This is a genomic window from Nonomuraea sp. NPDC049750 (assembly GCF_040659625.1).
Classification (GTDB): domain Bacteria; phylum Actinomycetota; class Actinomycetes; order Streptosporangiales; family Streptosporangiaceae; genus Nonomuraea.
Map to the genome: position 1 here is coordinate 51,106 of NZ_JBFANB010000015.1, position 17,444 is coordinate 68,549.

The window sequence follows — 17,444 nt, forward strand, 5'->3', positions numbered from 1 at the left end:
TAGCTCACGCGTACGACCTCCTCTGGTCGGGCGCGGGGATCGTGGCGCCGCGGTATTCGACCGGGATGCCGCCGAGCGGGTAGTCCTTGCGCTGCGGGTGACCTTCCCAGTCGTCCGGCATCATGATGCGGGTCAGGCCGGGGTGGCCGTCGAAGACGATCCCGAAGAAGTCGTACGCCTCGCGCTCGTGCCAGTCGTGGCCCGGGAAGACGCCGACGGTCGAGGGGATGTGCGGGTCTTCGTCGGGGGCGCTCGCCTCGACGCGGACGCGCCGGTTGTGGGTGATCGAGCAGAGGTGGATGACCGCGTGCAGCTCCTCACCCTTCAGGTGCGGGTAGTGCACCCCGGAGACGCCGAGCGAGAGCTCGAAGCGCAGGGCCGGGTCGTCGCGGAGCTTCTGGCACACCTCGACGAGCCGCTCCCGCTTCACGTGCAGGGTGAGCTCGCCCCGGTCCACGACCACGCGCTCGATGGCGTCGTCGAGGGCCAGCGTGTCGACCAGCTCGTCGAAGTAGCCGCCGTAGGGGCGGGACGTGGACAGCTGGGGGGCCCGCCGTACGACGAGACCGCCGTAGCCGGAGGTGTCACCCGAGTCGGTCGTGCCGAACATGCCGCGTCGGGCGACGGGCGGCTCGGCGACCGCCGGAACCTCGGGGACCTCGGCGGAGGGGACCTCGGGGAGGTTGTCGGGCGAGGTCACTTCGCGGCCCCCTGGTCGATCAGCGGCAGCGTACGCAGCGCCTGCAGTTCGAGCTCGTCGATCTGCTTGGCGCGGTGGGCGCCGAACTTCATGTTCTGGATCTTGTCGTGCAGCTTCACGATCGCGTCGATCAGCATCTCCGGCCGCGGCGGGCAGCCGGGCAGGTAGATGTCGACCGGGACGATGTGGTCCACGCCCTGCACGATGGCGTAGTTGTTGAACATGCCGCCGCTCGAGGCGCACACGCCCATCGAGATGACCCACTTGGGCTCGGCCATCTGGTCGTAGATCTGCCGCAGGACGGGAGCCATCTTCTGCGACACGCGGCCGGCGACGATCATCAGGTCGGCCTGCCGGGGAGACGCCGAAGCGCGCTCCATGCCGAAGCGCGCCAGGTCGTAGTGGGGGCCACCGGTGGCCATCAGCTCGATGGCGCAACAGGCGAGGCCGAATGTGGCCGGCCATACGGAGTTCTTGCGCGCCCAGCCGGCGGCCTGTTCGACCGTGCTGAGGATGAACCCGCTGGGGAGTTTCTCTTCAAGTCCCATTTCTAGTCCCAGTCCAGACCCTTGCGGCGCCATACGTACGCGTAGGCGACGAGCACGGTGACGATGAACAGCAGCATCTCGACAAGCGCGAACACCCCGAGGCCCGAGGAGAGCACGCTGCCCGCGTCGTTCTTCAGCGGCGCGAAGGAGACTGCCCAGGGGTAAAGGAAAATGATCTCGATGTCGAACACGATGAAGAGCATCGCGGTGATCATGTATTTCAGCGGGAACCGTCCGCCACCGACCGGCTGGGGCGTCGGCTCGATGCCGCATTCGTAGGCGTCAAGCTTGGCGCGGTTCCAGCGCTTGGGACCGGTGAAGGGAGCGATGGCGACCGAGAAGATCGCGAAGCCCCCCGCGAGAACGGCGAGCACCAGGATGGGCACGTAAAGGTCCATCGCTACGCCTCCTCTGGAGTCGCCACGCGCGCGGGCGCGCAGCCTGATCTATGGGTGAGTCTGAGGTTCATGCTGGTGGCGCGACCTTCGAGAGTGCATTGATGATCTTGTCCGACGCATCCCCTCGCCGGTCGGTGAGATTACCAAGGAGTTTGAGCGCGAAGCGCATCAGCCTCGGGTGTGGCAACCCATGCCGCGTTCCGAAGCTCATGACTCCCGGCTTCCCAATCGCCTGGACGAACCACCTGCCAAGCGTGAAATATCCGCCGTAGGCGTCCTTCAACACTTGAGGATAGGTGCGCAGGATGCGTTCCTGTTGCGCGGGGGTGGTCTGACGCAGCGCCTTGACGATGGTCTCGGCGGCGATCTCGCCGGTCTCCATGGCGTAGGCGATGCCCTCGCCGTTGAACGGGTTGATCGCGCCGCCGGAGTCACCGACGAGGACGAGGCCGCGGGTGTAGTGAGGCTGGCGGTTGAAGGCCATCGGGAGCGCGGCGCCGCGGATCGGGCCCCGCATGTTCTCCTCGGTGAAGCCCCACTCGGCGGGCATCGCCTTGCACCAGCGCTTGAGCAGGTCGCGGTAGTCGATGTTCTTGAACTGGTCGCTGGTGTTGAGCAGGCCCAGTCCGACGTTCGCGGTGCCGTCGCCCACGCCGAACACCCAGCCGTAGCCGGGCAGCAGCGTGTTCTCGTCCCACAGCTCCAGCCACGTCTCCAGATAGTCGTCGTCGTGGCGCGGGCTCTCGAAGTAGGTGCGTACGGCCACACCCATCGGGCGGTCCTCACGCTTGTGGAGTCCCATCCCCAGTGCCAGCCGGGTGCTGTTGCCGTCGGCGGCCACCACCAGACGGCTGCGGTAGGTCGGCCCGTCCTTGGTCGTCACTCCGACCACGTGCCCGCTGCGGTCGTCGAGGACGGGACCGGTGACGTTCACGCCCTCCATCAGCCGCGCCCCGGCCTTGACGGCGTTGGCGGCGACGATCTGGTCGAAGTCCTTGCGGGTGCGCACGAGGCCGAAGTCGGGGAAGCGCTCCAGCTGCGGCCAGTCGAGCTCGAAGCGGTGCCCGCCGCCCACGACCCGCAGGCCCTTGTTCCTGATCCAGCCGGGCGCGTCGATGTCGACGCCCATGTTGAGCAGCTGCTTGACCGCTCGGGGGGTCAGCCCGTCACCGCAGACCTTCTCCCGGGGGAACCTGGTCTTCTCCAGGAGCAGCACGTCGAGGCCGGCCTGCGCGAGGTAAAAAGCGGTTGCGGAACCGGCGGGACCGGCGCCGACGACGATGACATCGGCGTCAGCCTGTATGGCTGGTGGCTCGGTCACTGGACTGTCCTGTCCTACACGCTCGAAGGCCTCGGGGTGTGGCGCCTTCGTTCCTTTGTGAACCCCTTCACAAACTTGTCGGCCCGCAGTCTAACCCTTTTCTTGGACAAAGTGGCAGTCGGGGGCCGGTCTTCGCACAAACGAAAGCCCTCCGTCCGAGACGAAGGGCCCTGCGTCGTCGCCACGAGGAGATCAGGCCTCGAACTCGCGGCGGCGCACACCCTCGATGAAGGCGCGCCACTCATCGGGCGTGAAGCAGAGCATCGGGCCCACCGGGCAGACTCCTTCGTAGCGTCACGGTTATATCCGAGCCTATCGTGAGAAATGTGACGCGGGTTACAGCAGTGCGGTCACGCTCCGTAAGCGAAACGCTACACCAGTACGGCCAGGAATTAGTCGAGAACCATCCTCGCCCAGCGCCGCGTTGCCGAACCCGCCGTAGGTCGGCCCGCCCCCACGGATAATTCCCGCGATAAACGATATCTCCGGACACGGAACCCCGACCGGAGCGTGGACTTGACGGCGTGAATGGCATCTCGCCTAATCGAGCAGCGCGGAACGGGGTTACGCGCGGCACAGAACGGGCTATCGAGCAGCACTGAACGGGCTTAGGCGGGCTTGAATCCCCGGTGGATCGCGACGATGCCCATGGTGAGATTGCGCCAGGCGACCCGCTGCCAGCCGGCCTCCTGGATGGTGCGCGCGAGTGTCGGCTGGTCGGGCCAGTCCCGGATCGACTCGGCCAGATAGGCGTAGGAGTCGTCATTGGACCCGAAGACCGTGGCCACTCGCGGCAGCAGTTTCATCAGATATTCGCGGTAGACCAGGTCGAAGGCGTTGACCTTCACGTGCGAGAACTCCAGGATCACCAGCCGCCCGCCCGGCCGCGTCACGCGCAGCATCTCCCGCAGCGCCTGCGAGGTGTCGTGCACGTTACGGAGCGCTACCGAGATCGTCACGGCGTCGAAGACGTCGTCGGCGAACGGCAGCCGCAGCGCGTCACCCGCGATGAACGGGACTCCGTTACCGCTCAGCGCGTTGCCGCCGTGTCGGCGCACCCCCGTGCGCAGCATGCCGAGCGAGAAGTCGGAGGCGATGGCGCGGGCACCCAGCGTGGTGAACGCGTCGGTGGAGGTGCCGGTGCCCGCCCCCAGGTCGAGCACGATCTCGCCGGGCCCGGCGTCGACGGCGGCGGCCACCGCCTTGCGCCAGAAGCGCACCTGCCCCAGGGAGATCACATCGTTGACCAAGTCGTAGCGCCGGGCCGTGCGATCGAACATCGCGGCGACCTGATCCGGCTGCTTGTCCAGCTGAGCACGCGTCATGGCCCAAGCCTATGACCATCGCGACAATCAACAGAAAGTAGCCGCACGATTACCCAATGTCTGCTAGAAGTTTACGAATGCTGGTACGTGTCGCCCTTGCGGCGATCCTCGCGACGACCCCGGTCGCTCATTCGCGCGTCGTCTCGGCCGACCCGGTCGACACCACTCCGCACGTGCTCGACGGGATCGTCAACTCCATCACCCTGGTCGGCGGCACGGTCGTCGTCGGCGGCTCGTTCAGCGAGGTCGCCGACGCCTCACGGACCCACACCTACACCCGGGACAACGTCTTCGCCTACAGCCTCGCGACGGGGCACATCCTGCGCTACTTCGCGCCGCAGGTCGGCGGGCCGGTCTACAGCCTGGCCCCCGGCGACGGCCGCACGGTCTACGTCGGCGGCGACTTCCCCTCGGTCAACGGGACGCCGACCAGGGCGCTGGCCAGGCTCAACCTCTTCGACGGCTCGGCCGTGCGGGACTTCAGGCCCGGCGTCTCCGGCGGGATGGTGACCACGCTGGCCAGGCGCGGCGCGCAACTCTACGCGGGCGGCGACTTCACCAGGCCGCGCGCGGCGCTGGCCAGGCTCGACGCGACGACCGGCGCGACCGACCCGGCGTTCGCCATCACACCGGGGGCGCCGCTGACGCCGACGCTGCGGGTCTACGCGCTCGCCCTGACCGCCGATCGGCTCGCGGTCGACGGCAACTTCACCACGCTGGACGGGCTGTCGCGGCCGCAGCTGGGGCTGATCGACGTACGTGGCGGCGGCGCCAAGGTGGCCGACTGGCGTACCGAGGCGTACGTCCCCACCTGCATGGACACCTTCCCCTCCTATGTACGCGGCCTGGACTTCGCGCCCGACGGCAGCTACTTCGCCGTCGTCACCACCGGCGGGCCGGTGCGCGGGAAGCGGCTGTGCGACAGCACGGCCAGGTTCGAGACGTACAGCAGGGGCGAGCGGATCGCGCCCACCTGGGTCAACAAGACCGGCGGAGACTCACTCTACGCAGTCGCGGTGACCGGCGCGGCGATCTACGTCGGCGGCCACCAGCGATGGCTGAACAATCCGCTGGGCCACGACTCGGCCGGGCCTGGAGCGGTGCCCCGCGAGGGCATCGGCGCCATTCATCCGCTCACCGGAATGGCGCTGACTTGGAATCCTGGCAGGGAGCGCGGGATCGGGGTCAAGGCATTTCTGGCGCACAGCGGCGGACTACTCGTTGGTAGCGACACAACGAGACTCGGACGGGAGTACCATGCCCGGATTGGCATGTTCCCCCTGCCCTAGTCGCTCTGCGGCTTGGGCCGGTCGATCTTGTCGCTGATGCGAGTGCTAAGAGCGTCACGCTGCTTCGAGAGCAAGACGTAGCTGGCGATGCCGCTGATCAAGAAAGACACGATGATCAGTAGCACCGGGTTTTGCAGGCCAAGCAGCCGCAGGACGCCGAGTGTCACGACAAACAGGCCGATCCGCGACGCGGTGTATACGAGAACGGGATGCACAGATCGAGGTTACTCGCCCTGTGTGACACGGTCGCTCTTCGCATCGGGCGCCAGCACTGCTAGTGTCCCAGTTAGGGTGTTTCGTAAAGAAACACCCACGAGAGCCCCAAAGAGGCTCTATCATATAACAATCGGGCAGTCAGCTGATAACAACCCGTGATCTTTGTCGAAAACCACGGATAAATCAGGCTTCGCTCGACACACTGGTTACCTGTCCGCCCGCTGGCAGGAAGCGGGATGCGAGGGGGAGAGATTGGTGGAGAGTAGCAGCGAGCGTCTGCTGACCCCAGGAGAGGTTGCCGCCCTCTTCCGGGTAGACCCAAAGACGGTTACACGCTGGGCCGCGGCAGGTCGCATCAGCAGTATCCGCACCCCCGGGGGGCATCGTCGGTTCCGCGAATCGGAAGTGCATGCCCTTCTTCGAGGCGAGGACGTTCTAACGGCCGACAGGTCGGGCGAGTCCCCGCGTGTTTGACGTTCCATCCAGACGGTGATCCTGCCCGCAGGGTCGCCGTCTCCCCCTGTCTGTAAACGTCATCAGCGGCCCCTCGACATCTGACCCGGGTCGGCCTAGGCGTCTTCCTGCTCCGCCTTGAAGGCCAGAAACTCCTGCTCCAGGTCGTCGTTCTCGATCAGCCAGCGCTCCCGGCGGTCCGCCGCCTCCTCCTCCGTCAGGGACTCCGGAAGCCACGTGTCGTAGTCGGGGTCGCCAGGTTCGAGTTCCACGTACGCGTTGCCGATGAGACGCCCGTCTTCGCTGGTCAGGCTCTGCGGCACGCGCAGGGTCCCGTCAGCGAGCCGGATGACGTACATGGCTCATCACCTAGATTCCGTAGCGCCGGTTGAAGAACAGCATGACGTTGAGCGCCGCGCGGGTGTCGCCGCCCAGCATGTCGACGAGGGCCGGTCGCTGGCGCGAGGCGATCGCGGCGAACGCGTCGGCGAAGAACTCCTTACGCCCCAGCCCGTCCCCCTGGCGGTGGAACGCGGAGACCAGGAGCGGCGTGATGTCCTCGTACAGCATCGCGAATTCCCGAGAATCCGACACCCAATCGCCATAAGCCGAGTCGACGTCGTCGATGGCGTGCCCGACCTCGTGCATCATCACGTCGGGCGTGGGCGAGGGGCGGTCACCCACCACGATCTTCCCGTCGCCGTAGGCTCCGGCGCAGATGTCCCATGAGGCCCGGCCGGACGGCAGGGGGGCGCCGCGCAGGTAGCCCATGTCGTCCAGGTCCGGTACGCCGCCCGGGCCCACGTAGATGCCTTCGAGGCCGGCGGCGAGCTTCTCCTTCAGCAGGTCGGGCAGCATGGCCAGACTCTCCACGGCCCGCACCACCTCCGGCGACGGCGGACCCTCCCGGGCGTCCCACTGGCGGTGCAGGATGGTCTCCAGCTTCCCGCAGTGCCGCAGGCCGTCGCCGAGCGAAGGAGCGTCGGGGCGGTTGGGTCGCGCCCGGAGCACCACGTCGTCGAGCTCGAAGTCGTGCCACGTGTACTGGGGGCGGTCCACCACGGCGGCCGACAGCCGCTCCCCCGCCTCCCACCGCCGCGGCTCCCCGGCTTCGGCGGCATCCCAGCGCCGCGACTGCCCAGCTTCAGCGGCATCCCAACGCTGCGCCTGCCCAGCTTCAGCGGCATCCCACTGCCGGAACTCCTCCGGCTGCCGGAACCCCTCCTGTCGGCGGAACTCCTCCTGTTGGCGGAAGTCCTCCTGTTGGCGACGTCCCGCCCAGGACCATCCCTCGGAACCGTCTCCGCCGGCCTGGTGCCGCTCCCGACCCCTCCAACCGAACAGCGCGAAGCTCCCCTCACTCCCGATCGAGTCTCGTCCGGCGGGCTCCCGGCCCGGCCACATGCGTCCTGGCCAATCCCGATCGGCTCGCTTGCGCTCCACGTACTCGCGGTCCGACCGCTCGTGATCCGGCCGCTCGGACGCCGGGCGGTCGTGGCGCTTGGCCCCGCCCGCAGAACCGGGCCACCCGCGCCTGTCGCCGCCGCGCCTGTCGCCGCCGCGCCTGTCGCCGCCGCGCTTGTCGCCGCCGGGCCACCCGTGCCTGTCCCCGCCGGCGCCGGGCCGCCACGGCCAGGACAGCCGCCCAGGGCGGTCTTCGCGAGCCCGGTCCGGCCGTCCGGCCGGGCTGGGTCTGCCGGAGGGCGCAGTCCGATCGTTCGTCCAGAAGGAGCGATCCGCGTCGGGGGGCGCCTCACTGCGGCGGGAGAAGAGATACGACCCGCGCCGCCACCAACGACCCCGCCGATGGCGGCCCTTGTCGTTAGAAAAGGCCATCGCACCCCTCAACGCCGTGGGACGCCCGCGCGCATGGCACCCGGCCGCCCCGAACGGCGGTCCCAGCGGGCGGACGCCGCTGAATCGAGTCCACCGTACGACGTAGGTCTCGCTGGAGTCACCTGAAATGGGACAACGGGAAAACACGATCACGACGCGAATGGCTTACAGTTCGGACATGGTAGGTGTCGTTATCGGCTTGGCGCTGCTGGCCTTCTGGCTCTACTCGTTGTTCGACGTCATCACCACGCCGGAGGAAGAGGTAAGGAACGTACCAAAACCGCTCTGGGTGCTCGTCGTCGCGCTGGTGCCCCTGGTGGGCGGGGCCGTCTGGATGATCCGCGGCCGCCCCCAGCAGCCCCGAGAGACCTGGCCGGTCCCCCCACGTCCGGGCTCCCGCCGCCACTCGGCCCCCAAGGGCCCGGACGACGACCCCGAATTCCTCCGCGACCTCGACCGCCGCATGCGCGGCGACGACAGCTAGAGCGGCGTCACCGACCGTCCGCTCTCCGCCGCCCATGACGGGGTGCCCCTTCATGGACCCCTGTCACGACGCGGCACCCCTCCAAGGACCCCGGCCACCACGGACCGTCTTCTTTCGCTCCCCGGACGGGGGCAACCCTCCAAAGGAGGGCAACAGCCACGACGGACCGTCTTCTTCCTGGCCCTCGGAGGGGCATCCCTTCATCGGGACACCGGCCGCTGCCCGCTTCTCCGCTCCCGACGGGAATCCCTCGGTGGAGCTGTGATGCCGCTAGGGCTTGCCTGCGGCGCGGGGGACTGCCTGGCCGCCTGCGGGGGTGAGCAGCGCGGCGATCAGGCGGGCGGCTGTGGCGGCGAGTCGACTGGTCGGCTCCAACGAGACGGGTCTCCACACAAGCGTTCCCGTGGAGCCATGCCATCCTTTCGCTACTGATAGTAGTTGGATAACTACATAAAGTTAATGATCGGTTGGGGACGGCAACCGCCACCCGTATTTGGAAGGAACCGATCATGCGACGCATCCTGACCGCACTGGCCATGCTCGCCGCCGCCGGCGCGGTGGCGGCAAGCCCGCTCACCACAGCCCACGCCGCCTCGCGCAACGCGCCGATGGCGCGAGATGGCGGGGTCATCACGTGCGAGGAAGTGACCCAGGAGCTGCCCAGCGTCATGGGGACCTCCTGCGACACCAGCCACTGGGGCCCTCTGCCCAACTTCGTCATCAGGGACCGCAGCGGAGCCGCCTATTACTGCCAGAACGGCTGGGCCGAAGGGAGTCTGTGGGTGAGAGGCCAAAATTGCCGGACGGCCTCTGACGGCTGACCTGCCGCAGGGCCCACCCCAGCAGATCACAGTGGATACCCCACGCCTTGCAGGAAGAGCGCATAGCGGAAGCATGTAGCGGCCGAGGCCGGCCGGGTGCTGGTGACGGTTCGCGGCTCGTAGCTCCGGCGCCATCCGCCCGGCCTCGGCGCCATGCCGCAGTGCGCTGTGACGGAGGTGGTGCAATGTCCATCGAGTTGGACCATCGGCCGCGCTTGCATGGGCGAGAGAGGTCCGCTCGCTTCCCCATCCCGAAGGGCATCCCCCAGGGACCTCAGCCACCACGGACCGTCGCACGAAAGGAGACGGCCGTGGCGCAGACGATCACCCCGACGACACATCCGCGTAGCTGTGCAGCCCCGAGATGAACATGTTGACCCCCACCAGGTTGAACAGCAGGCACCCGAACGCCAAGAGCTGCACGATCGTCGCCGCGCGCCCACGCCATCCGGCAGTGACCCGAGCGTGGAGGTAGGCGGCGTAAGCCACCCACGTGATGAAGGCCCAGACCTCCTTGGGATCCCAGCCCCAGTAGCGACCCCATGCCTTGTCGGCCCAGAGCGCACCGGCGATGACGGCGAAGGTCCACACCGGGAAGGCGAAGACGATCGCGCGGTGGGCCGCCCGTTCCAGGTCGGCCCGCGAGGGCAGCCGTGACATCCCATCGCCGCGGACCAGGTAAAGGATGCCCGCCACACCGGCCACGATGAACAGGCCGCTCGCCAGGATCGCCGCCGTCACGTGGATGGCCACCCAGTACGAGTTGAGCGCCGGCACCACCGGACCCGCCGCCGTGTAGAGGACCTTGACCGCGAAGCCGAGCCCCAGTGCGGCCGTCACCATGACGAAGGCGCCGAGGAAGCGGACGTTCTGTCGGAGCTGGGTGCCGAGGAAGGCGGTGACCGCGGCGAAGCAGATGGCCACCACGAACTCGTACATGTTGCCCCAGGGCCACCGATCCACGGCCAGACCCCGGGTGACGATGGCGGCCAGGTTCGCGGCCCAGCCGAGCCAGCCGAGCGCCATGGCCGCCCAGCCGGCCTTGCCCGCCCAGGCGGGCGGCTCGACGACCGGCTCCGAAGCGACCTCGGCAGGGGCCTCTGAGGAGCCACCCGCCGAGCCGACTCCGGCTCCCACGGGCTGCCTGGCGGGTACGGCGGCCGAGTCGGCCTTGGAGCGGCCGAAGGCCAGCTCCAGCGCGAACCCGATCATGGCGGCCAGATAGAGCAGGACGGCGGCGACGACGAAGAGGTCGCTCACCCCGGCCAGTTGCTGCTCAGCGGGCATCCTTGCCTCCAGCTGATAGGACCTTGACGATGTCGGCGAACTCCTCGGTGAAGCCCGCCGCGGACCCTTCGGTACGGGTAAGACCGCCGACTTCGGCCACGCCGTCCTTGACCCGCACCCACACCCGGCGGCGGCGGATCATCAGCGACAGCGCGATGGCGACCACGGCCGTGCCCGCGGCGAGCAGGGCGGGTAGCCGCCCCGGGTCGTAGGCGATCTGGAGCGTCATCCACTCCTTGACCCCGGTGAACTCCAGCTTCCCCGCCCCCTTGGGCAGGTCGATCGACCCCCCGACGGCGAGCGGCGCCTGGCCGGTGCCCATGACCAGCGGGGTGAGCTTGCGCATCACCTCGGGCGGCGCGAGCTCGTAGACGGACTGCGGCCGCCCGGAGCGTACGCCCAAATCGCCGGAGAAGGCCCCAAGGAGCTGGACCTGGGGGTTGAGCGCGCCGGGGAAGAGAGAGGCTCCCGCGCCGTTACCCGTCGGCAGGAAGCGCAGCAGGAACCCGAGCTGCGACGGCTGGGCGTCGGGCACCTTGACCACACAGCCCGAGGTGAGCGTGAGCTTGATCTCGATCAGGCAGGGGACGGGCCCTTCGAAGGCGACCTGCCCCTTGCCGTCGGTGACCTTGAACACGGGCGCGTAGCCGTGGCCGAGGAGGTAGGTCTGGGTGCCGTTGACCTCCAGCGGCTCGTTGACCTTGAGCGTGTAGTCGCGCGTGGGCGCCCCGGGCGCGTCGTTGACCTTCATGTAGGCGGAGTAGTCGAGCTCCTGCCCCCTCTTGGGGCCCTCGACCTGGTAGGTGGTCTGGAAGTCCGTGAGCGTGAACGAGAACGGCTCCAGCGACTCCGCCGACACCTGGTTGCCCGGGATGAACCGGTCGTAGGCGGCGACCGTGTTGGCGAAGCCGTCGCCCTCGACCACCAGCACGTTGCCGCGGTAGCCGTACAGGGAACCGAACCCGATCGCGACGAGCAGGGCGAGCAGGGAGACGTGGAAGAGCAGGTTGCCCGTCTCGCGAAGATAGCCCTTCTCCGCGGCCACCCAGCCGTCGCCGACCTCGACGCGGAAGCGGAGCCGACGCAGCCGCCCGGCGGCCTCCTCGACCGTCAGCGGGTCGTCCAGCCGCGAGAAGTGCGGCAGGCGCGACAGGTTGCGCGGCGCGGCCGGTGGGCGGCGGCGCAGCTCGCGCACGTAGGTGGCGGTGCGGGGCAGGACGCAGCCGATCAGCGAGGTGAACAGCAGCAGGTAGATAGCGGCGAACCAGGCCGAGGTGAAGACGTCGAACAGCTGGAAGCGGTCGTACCACTCGGCGAGCGTCGGGTCGTTCTGGAAGAGCGCCGCCACCTTGTCGGGATCGACGCCGCGCTGCGGCACCAGCGAGCCGGGCACGGACGCCAGCGCGAACAGGAACAGCAGGATCAGCGCCGTCTTCATCGAGGTGAGCGTGCGCCAGCCCCAGCGCAGCCAGCCCATGGGCCCCATGCCGGCGGGCCGCGCCCGCTCCTTCTCCAGCTCGTCGACGGTCATCAGATCACCGGCCTGAAGGCGCCGATCAGACCCTGCATGGTCGCGATCATCTCTCCCCAGAGGCCGGTCACCAGCAGGATGCCGACGGCCACCATCATGCCGCCGCCGATCCGGGTGATCAGCTGTGAGTGCTTGCGGATCGCGCGGAACGTACGCAGGGCCTTGCTGTAGGCGAGGGCGGCGGCCACGAAGGGCAGTCCGAGGCCCAGCGCGTACGCCACGGCGAGCAGCGCGCCACGCGAGGCGCTGCCCTCGTTCAGTCCGAGCGCGAGCACGACGGCCAGCGTGGGCCCGATGCACGGCGTCCAGCCCAGCCCGAACACCACGCCCAGCAGCGGCGCCCCGGCCAGCCCAGCGGCGGGCAACTTGTGGATGCGTACGTCGCGCATCAGGCCGGGCAGCACGCCCAGGAAGGCCAGGCCGAGCAGGATCGTCAGCACGCCGAGCACCCGCGTGATGATTTCCGCGTTGCCCAGCATGACCGCGCCGAGGCCGCCGAACAGCGCGCCGCTGAGCACGAACACCAGCGCGAAGCCGGCCACGAACAGCACCGTGCCGAGCACCAGCCGCCCCCGCTTGGGGTCCTGGCTCATGCCCGTCACGTACGACAGGTAGCCCGGTACGAGGGGCAGCACGCACGGCGACAGGAAGGACACCACCCCGGCCAGCACCGCGATGGGCACGGCCAGGAGCAGCGAGCCCGAGGCGACGACGTCATTCATCGCGCACCTTGATCACCGCGTCCATCAGGTCGGTGTACTTGACCGCGCCCAGCGCTCTGGCGGCGATCCGGCCCTGCGCGTCGATGATCAGCGTCGACGGGATGGCCGCGGGCGGCACCGTGCCCTGGAAGCGCAGCGCGACCTGGCCTGGCTGGTCGAAGATGCTCGGGTAGCCGGTCTGCTCGGTGCGTTCGAACGCCTGCGCGTCGGCCTTGCGGTCCTTGAAGTCGACGCCGAGGAACTCCACGCGGCCCTTGGTCTTGGCGGCGACCTCCTTCAGCACCGGCGCCTCCGCCCGGCACGGGCCGCACCACGACGCCCAGAAGTTGAGCACCACGACCTTGCCCTTGTGGGCGGCGAGCGAGGCGGTCGCGCCGTCGAGGGTCTGCCCGCCGATCTCGGGGGCGGCGAGGCGGCCGGCGACGTCGAACACCTGCATCTTCCCGTCGCCCGCGACGAAACGGGTGTCGCCCGCCTGCGGCTGGCCCGACTGGTTGGCACCCGCGCAGCCCGCGAGGCCACCCGTGACCAGGACGGCCGAAAGGACGAGGGAGATGGATTTGGCGCGCACGGAGGAAGATCTCCTTGTACTACGACCGGTAGAGCTTGCAACTCTACCGGCGAGGTCAGGCGCCCGGCACGCTGGGGCCCGTCGCCAGTGATCCGGCGGGCTCGCTGTAGCCGACGCTGACCAGTCGATCGCCGTCGAAGGTGAGCGTGGTGAGGCTGGCCAGATTGCACTGTCTGCGCCGGGGGTCATGCCAGAGCCGGCGGCCCTCGGCCGCCATCCTGATCGACCAGATCGGCAGCTGGTGGCTGACCAGCAGCGCCTCGTGCCCGCGCGCCTCCGCCCTGACCTCCTCGATGATCGAGCGCATCCGCTTGACGATCGCCGGATAGGGCTCGCCCCAAGACGGGCGCAGCGGGTTCCAGAAGTAGCGGTAGTTCTTCGGATCACGCAGGACCGCCAGGCCCTGGCCGACCTTGCGGCCCTGGAGCATGTTGGCGGCCTCGATCAGCCGCTCGTCGGTCTGCACCGGCAGCTCCAGCAGGGCGGCCAGGGGCGCGATGGTCTCCTGCGCGCGTTCGAGCGGCGAGCTGTAGAGGGTGACGATGTCACGGCCCGCCACCGACTTGGCCACCGTGTCGGCCATCAGCCGGCCGGTCTCGGACAGGTGGTAGCCGGGCAGCCTGCCGTACAGGACGCCTTCGGGATTGTGCACCTCACCGTGGCGCATCAGGTGAACTACGGTGGTTTCAGCCATGGTGTGCCACAGCCTATCCCGCTCTGCCCGTTCCGCGATCTCGCCCGTCCTGCGAACAACCCCGGCGCGCCCGCTAGGCGACCGCCCAGGCGTTCTCCTTGGTACGGCTGGCGTCCGCGAGCGCCTCGACCGCCGCCCGGATCGCCGGCCGCCGAGCCGCGTCCGTCCGCCAGATCACGTAGATGCGCCGCGACTGCCTGGGCCGCAACGGCACCACAGCCACCCCGTCGGGCACGCAGTCACGCCCCAGCCGGGGAATGATCGCGCAGCCGAGCCCGGCCGCCACCAGCGCCATCTGGGTCGGATATTCGTCGGCCATACAGGAGATCTCGGGCTCCAGCTGGGCGTTACGCAGCGTGTAGACCAGCCAGTCGTGGCAGACGGTGCCGGGCGAGGAGCTGATCCACCGCTCGTTCGCGGGCAGCGCGGCCAGCTCGACCTCCTTGTTGCCGGCCAGCGGATGGTCCGCGGGCAGCAGGATGTCGGCGATGTCGTCGAGCAGCGTGGACCGGGACAGCCCTTCGGGCAGGGCGATCGGCCGGTTCATCCAGTCCTGGATGACGCCCAGGTCGAGCTCGCCCCTGGCCACGTCGCGCACGATGCGCTCCGGCTCGCGCTCGTGCATCTGGACGTGCAGGTCCGGATGGCGCCGCTTGAGCGCGGTCAGGGCGGAGGGCATCAGCCCGCGCGCCGCCGTCGGGAACGCGGACATGTTCAGCCGTCCCACGACCTCGCCGCGCAGCGCCTCGAAGTCCGCCTCGGCGGTCTCCACCAGGGCCAGGATCCGCTCGGCGTGGTCGGCGAGCAGCCCGGCGGCGTCTGTCAGCCGCACCCCGCGCCCGTTGCGCTCCATGAGCCGGGCACCGGTCTCACGCTCCAGCTTGGCGATCTGCTGCGACACGGCCGACGGCGTGACCATGAGCGCGTCGGCCGCGGCGCCCACCGAGCCGTAGATGTGCACAGCGTGAAGGGCCTTGAGACGGTTCAAGTCCAACATGTAAGCCAGTCTAAAGGGTTTAGCGTAGAAAGTCTCGCTTGTCCTTCACTCTGTAGCAGGAGAAAATATATGCATGAGAAACAACAAGGCGCAGAAGCAGCAGTCGACCACCATCTCCTACCTCAAGACCCTCGCCGAGCAGGCTCGGGACCAGCGCGTCCGCTACCAGAAGCCGGCCGCCAAGTAACTGTTCAGAGGACCGCCGCGGCAGCCTTGGCGGCTGCCGGTAGGGCGTCGGCGATCTGACCGAGCGCCTCGTCGTCGTGAGCGGCCGAGAGGAACCAGGCCTCGTACGCGGACGGCGGCAGATAGACCCCGCGATCCAGCATCGCGTGGAAGAAGGCGGTGTACGCCGCGGTGTTCTGGGCCCGCGCACCGTCGAAGTCCGTCACCGGCGCATCCGTGAAGAACACCGAGAACAGGCTCCCCGCCCGCTGCAACCGATGCGGCACGCCCGCCGCGGCGAGGGCGTCGGAAGCGGCCTGGCCGACCGCCAGCGCCGCCGCGTCCACCTTGGCGTAGGAGCCGGCGTCGAGCGCGCGTAGCGTGGCCAATCCGGCGGCGCAGGCCAGCGGGTTTCCCGACAGCGTGCCCGCCTGGTAGACCGGTCCTTCCGGCGCCAGGCAGGACATGACGTCGGCCCGCCCGCCGAAGGCCGCCGCCGGCAACCCACCGCCCATGACCTTGCCGAAGGTCATCAGGTCGGCGTCGACCGGGTCCAGCCCGTACCAGCCCGAGGGCGAGACCCGGAAGCCCGTCAGCACCTCGTCCATGATCAGCAGCGCGCCGTTGGCCGTGCACAGCTCGCGCAGGCGCGCGTTGAAGCCGTCGAGCGGCGGCACCACGCCCATGTTGGCCGGGCACGCCTCGGTGATGACGCAGGCGATCTCGGCCGAGGCGAATGCCTGCTCCACCGCGCTGATGTCGTTGTACGGCAGCACGATGGTGTCGGCCGCCGACGCCCCCGTCACGCCAGGCGTGTCCGGCAGCCCGAACGTGACCACACCCGACCCCGCCGAGGCCAGCAGCGCGTCCACGTGACCGTGGTAGCACCCGGCGAACTTGACCACCTTCGACCGCCCGGTGAACCCGCGGGCCAGCCGCACCGCGCTCATCGTCGCCTCGGTGCCCGAGCTGACCAGCCGGAGTTTGTCCACGGGCGCCACCCTGGCGACGATCTCCTCGGCCAGCTCGACCTCGCCCGGCGTCGCGGTGCCGTACGAGAGGCTGTGGGACAGCGCCGACGAGACGGCCTCGACGACGGCGGGGTGGCGGTGGCCGAGGATCATCGGCCCCCACGAGCAGACCAGGTCGACGTAGCGGTTGCCGTCGACGTCGGTGAGATAGGGACCCTGCCCGGAGGCCATGAAGCGCGGCGTGCCGCCGACCGCGCCGAACGCGCGGACCGGGGAGTTGACGCCACCCGGCACGATGGCGCGGGCGCGGGCGAACAGGTCCTCGGAGTTCTGTGTACGGCTCACGCGCTCCAGGTTAGTCCCGGGCCACGGCGGTCTAGTCGGCGAGCCAGTCGAGGATGCGCAGCGGATCGGGCAGCGGACGGCCGTCCGGCGGACGCAGCCAGGAGACGGGCTGGCCGGTGGGCAGCGTGGAGGGTGGGGCCAGGACGTAGCTGTCGCGACAGTGCCAGCGCAGGCCCGGATTGTCGTCGATGGTGCCGGGCTCGCAGTCGAGCTGGCAGGACCACCACTCGTCCTCGTCGTCGGGATTGCCACGGGTGGCCACATAGAACAGGACCCGGTCACCGTTGGCGGCGACCGGGCCCGAGTGCGCCGAGGCGCCGTCGATGCGGGTGAGGGCCGACAGGCCCGTGTCGAGCGGTACGTCGAAGACGTCGAACACCCGGCCGGTGGGCAGAATCACATTGGCGTCGGGGTCCATCCGCCACCAGCGCGTGAGCTGAGTGGCGTCCGTCGTGGCCTGTAGGTGCCAGGCGGGAGACAGCGGATGCGCGCCCGGGTCGGGGCAGCCGAGGCGGTCACAGGAGCAGGAGCGGGCGCCCTGACGCAGCGGATGGGCACCTGGCACGCTCGGCCAGCCGAGAGCGGCATAGCCCAGGACGGTGTCGATCCGTGTCGGGCGCGGCCGTTTCTTGGTACGCCGAGCGAGTGGTACCCCCACCATGGTGTCTCCCGTCGATCCAAGCGCCTGAAGAGGCCCCGGCTCCTGGCTGCAAGGCACACGCGGGACACACCAGCACTTGTTATTGCACTCTAACGCACAGGCCTCAGCG

Annotated in this window: 21 protein-coding genes; 4 read left to right on the plus strand and 17 right to left on the minus strand. The window is 69.0% G+C overall.

Going from position 1 to position 17,444, the window contains the following annotated elements:
• Window positions 1–4: 4 nt before the first annotated feature.
• The 6 genes from AB0J16_RS32980 to AB0J16_RS33005 all read right to left on the minus strand — a co-directional run bounded on the left by AB0J16_RS32980 (window position 5) and on the right by AB0J16_RS33005 (window position 4,292).
• The gene (locus AB0J16_RS32980; protein ID WP_358546537.1) at window positions 5–700 is read right to left on the minus strand and encodes an NADH-quinone oxidoreductase subunit C; all 696 of its coding nucleotides are present in this window, start codon (window positions 698–700) and stop codon (window positions 5–7) included.
• Window positions 697–1,248, minus strand: coding sequence for an NADH-quinone oxidoreductase subunit B (locus AB0J16_RS32985; RefSeq protein WP_219529166.1), 552 nt, complete (start codon window positions 1,246–1,248; stop codon window positions 697–699). The genes AB0J16_RS32980 and AB0J16_RS32985 overlap by 4 nt, the downstream gene beginning before the upstream one ends.
• Before the next feature lie 2 nt (window positions 1,249–1,250).
• On the minus strand, window positions 1,251–1,646 hold the full coding sequence (locus tag AB0J16_RS32990) for an NADH-quinone oxidoreductase subunit A (RefSeq protein ID WP_214640645.1): 396 nt from the start codon (window positions 1,644–1,646) through the stop codon (window positions 1,251–1,253).
• 67 nt (window positions 1,647–1,713) lie between these two features.
• Window positions 1,714–2,967, minus strand: coding sequence for a geranylgeranyl reductase family protein (locus AB0J16_RS32995; protein WP_358546540.1), 1,254 nt, complete (start codon window positions 2,965–2,967; stop codon window positions 1,714–1,716).
• 192 nt (window positions 2,968–3,159) lie between these two features.
• Entirely contained in the window at window positions 3,160–3,240 is an 81-nt protein-coding gene (locus AB0J16_RS33000) for a DUF397 domain-containing protein (protein ID WP_358547198.1), read from the minus strand.
• Window positions 3,241–3,575: 335 nt separating this feature from the next.
• Entirely contained in the window at window positions 3,576–4,292 is a 717-nt protein-coding gene (locus tag AB0J16_RS33005) for a demethylmenaquinone methyltransferase (RefSeq protein WP_358546543.1), read from the minus strand.
• 77 nt (window positions 4,293–4,369) lie between these two features.
• Between AB0J16_RS33005 and AB0J16_RS33010 the strand changes: the two genes are divergently transcribed.
• A complete protein-coding gene (locus AB0J16_RS33010) occupies window positions 4,370–5,581 on the plus strand; it encodes a hypothetical protein (protein WP_358546545.1) in 1,212 nt (403 codons plus the stop codon).
• On the opposite strand, the gene AB0J16_RS33015 is transcribed toward AB0J16_RS33010, so the two are convergent.
• Window positions 5,578–5,796 (minus strand): DUF4229 domain-containing protein, encoded by a 219-nt coding sequence (locus AB0J16_RS33015; protein WP_358546548.1) that lies wholly within the window; start codon window positions 5,794–5,796, stop codon window positions 5,578–5,580. The genes AB0J16_RS33010 and AB0J16_RS33015 overlap by 4 nt on opposite strands.
• Window positions 5,797–6,052: 256 nt before the next feature.
• Between AB0J16_RS33015 and AB0J16_RS33020 the strand changes: the two genes are divergently transcribed.
• The gene (locus AB0J16_RS33020) at window positions 6,053–6,271 is read left to right on the plus strand and encodes a BldC family transcriptional regulator (protein WP_225298932.1); all 219 of its coding nucleotides are present in this window, start codon (window positions 6,053–6,055) and stop codon (window positions 6,269–6,271) included.
• A gap of 95 nt (window positions 6,272–6,366) precedes the next feature.
• Here the strand turns inward: AB0J16_RS33020 and AB0J16_RS33025 are convergent, their stop codons facing one another.
• Both AB0J16_RS33025 and AB0J16_RS33030 read right to left on the minus strand, forming a co-directional pair.
• Window positions 6,367–6,609, minus strand: a complete 243-nt coding sequence (locus AB0J16_RS33025) for a hypothetical protein (RefSeq protein WP_225298934.1) — start codon at window positions 6,607–6,609, stop codon at window positions 6,367–6,369.
• Window positions 6,610–6,619: 10 nt separating this feature from the next.
• Complete coding sequence (locus AB0J16_RS33030) at window positions 6,620–8,086, minus strand: hypothetical protein (protein ID WP_358546550.1); 1,467 nt, start codon at window positions 8,084–8,086, stop codon at window positions 6,620–6,622.
• Between the two features lie 178 nt (window positions 8,087–8,264).
• Here AB0J16_RS33030 and AB0J16_RS33035 point away from each other — a divergent pair, with 178 nt between their 5' ends.
• Together AB0J16_RS33035 and AB0J16_RS33040 are read left to right on the plus strand one after the other, a co-directional pair.
• A complete protein-coding gene (locus tag AB0J16_RS33035) occupies window positions 8,265–8,570 on the plus strand; it encodes a PLDc N-terminal domain-containing protein (protein ID WP_358546553.1) in 306 nt (101 codons plus the stop codon).
• 509 nt (window positions 8,571–9,079) lie between these two features.
• Complete coding sequence (locus AB0J16_RS33040) at window positions 9,080–9,391, plus strand: hypothetical protein (RefSeq protein WP_358546556.1); 312 nt, start codon at window positions 9,080–9,082, stop codon at window positions 9,389–9,391.
• A 324-nt stretch (window positions 9,392–9,715) separates the two neighbouring features.
• Here AB0J16_RS33040 and ccsA read toward each other — a convergent pair whose 3' ends face one another.
• The 8 genes from ccsA to AB0J16_RS33080 form a co-directional block, all read right to left on the minus strand.
• Window positions 9,716–10,678: a cytochrome c biogenesis protein CcsA gene (gene ccsA, locus AB0J16_RS33045; RefSeq protein ID WP_358546559.1), complete on the minus strand. Its 963-nt coding sequence runs from the start codon at window positions 10,676–10,678 to the stop codon at window positions 9,716–9,718.
• The gene (locus AB0J16_RS33050) at window positions 10,668–12,209 is read right to left on the minus strand and encodes a cytochrome c biogenesis protein ResB (RefSeq protein WP_358546562.1); all 1,542 of its coding nucleotides are present in this window, start codon (window positions 12,207–12,209) and stop codon (window positions 10,668–10,670) included. Before AB0J16_RS33050 ends, ccsA begins: the two co-directional genes overlap by 11 nt.
• Window positions 12,209–12,931 carry a cytochrome c biogenesis protein CcdA gene (locus AB0J16_RS33055; protein WP_358546565.1) on the minus strand — a complete coding sequence of 241 codons (723 nt, stop codon included), beginning with the start codon at window positions 12,929–12,931 and terminating at the stop codon, window positions 12,209–12,211. The genes AB0J16_RS33050 and AB0J16_RS33055 overlap by 1 nt, the downstream gene beginning before the upstream one ends.
• On the minus strand, window positions 12,924–13,502 hold the full coding sequence (locus AB0J16_RS33060; protein WP_358546568.1) for a TlpA disulfide reductase family protein: 579 nt from the start codon (window positions 13,500–13,502) through the stop codon (window positions 12,924–12,926). The genes AB0J16_RS33055 and AB0J16_RS33060 overlap by 8 nt, the downstream gene beginning before the upstream one ends.
• Window positions 13,503–13,557: 55 nt before the next feature.
• A complete protein-coding gene (locus tag AB0J16_RS33065) occupies window positions 13,558–14,196 on the minus strand; it encodes a histidine phosphatase family protein (protein ID WP_357654990.1) in 639 nt (212 codons plus the stop codon).
• Window positions 14,197–14,269: 73 nt separating this feature from the next.
• Complete coding sequence (locus AB0J16_RS33070; protein ID WP_358546571.1) at window positions 14,270–15,193, minus strand: LysR family transcriptional regulator; 924 nt, start codon at window positions 15,191–15,193, stop codon at window positions 14,270–14,272.
• A gap of 191 nt (window positions 15,194–15,384) precedes the next feature.
• Window positions 15,385–16,674: a glutamate-1-semialdehyde 2,1-aminomutase gene (gene hemL, locus AB0J16_RS33075; protein WP_358546574.1), complete on the minus strand. Its 1,290-nt coding sequence runs from the start codon at window positions 16,672–16,674 to the stop codon at window positions 15,385–15,387.
• 31 nt (window positions 16,675–16,705) lie between these two features.
• Window positions 16,706–17,335 carry a bifunctional DNA primase/polymerase gene (locus tag AB0J16_RS33080; protein WP_358546577.1) on the minus strand — a complete coding sequence of 210 codons (630 nt, stop codon included), beginning with the start codon at window positions 17,333–17,335 and terminating at the stop codon, window positions 16,706–16,708.
• Window positions 17,336–17,444 lie beyond the last annotated feature (109 nt).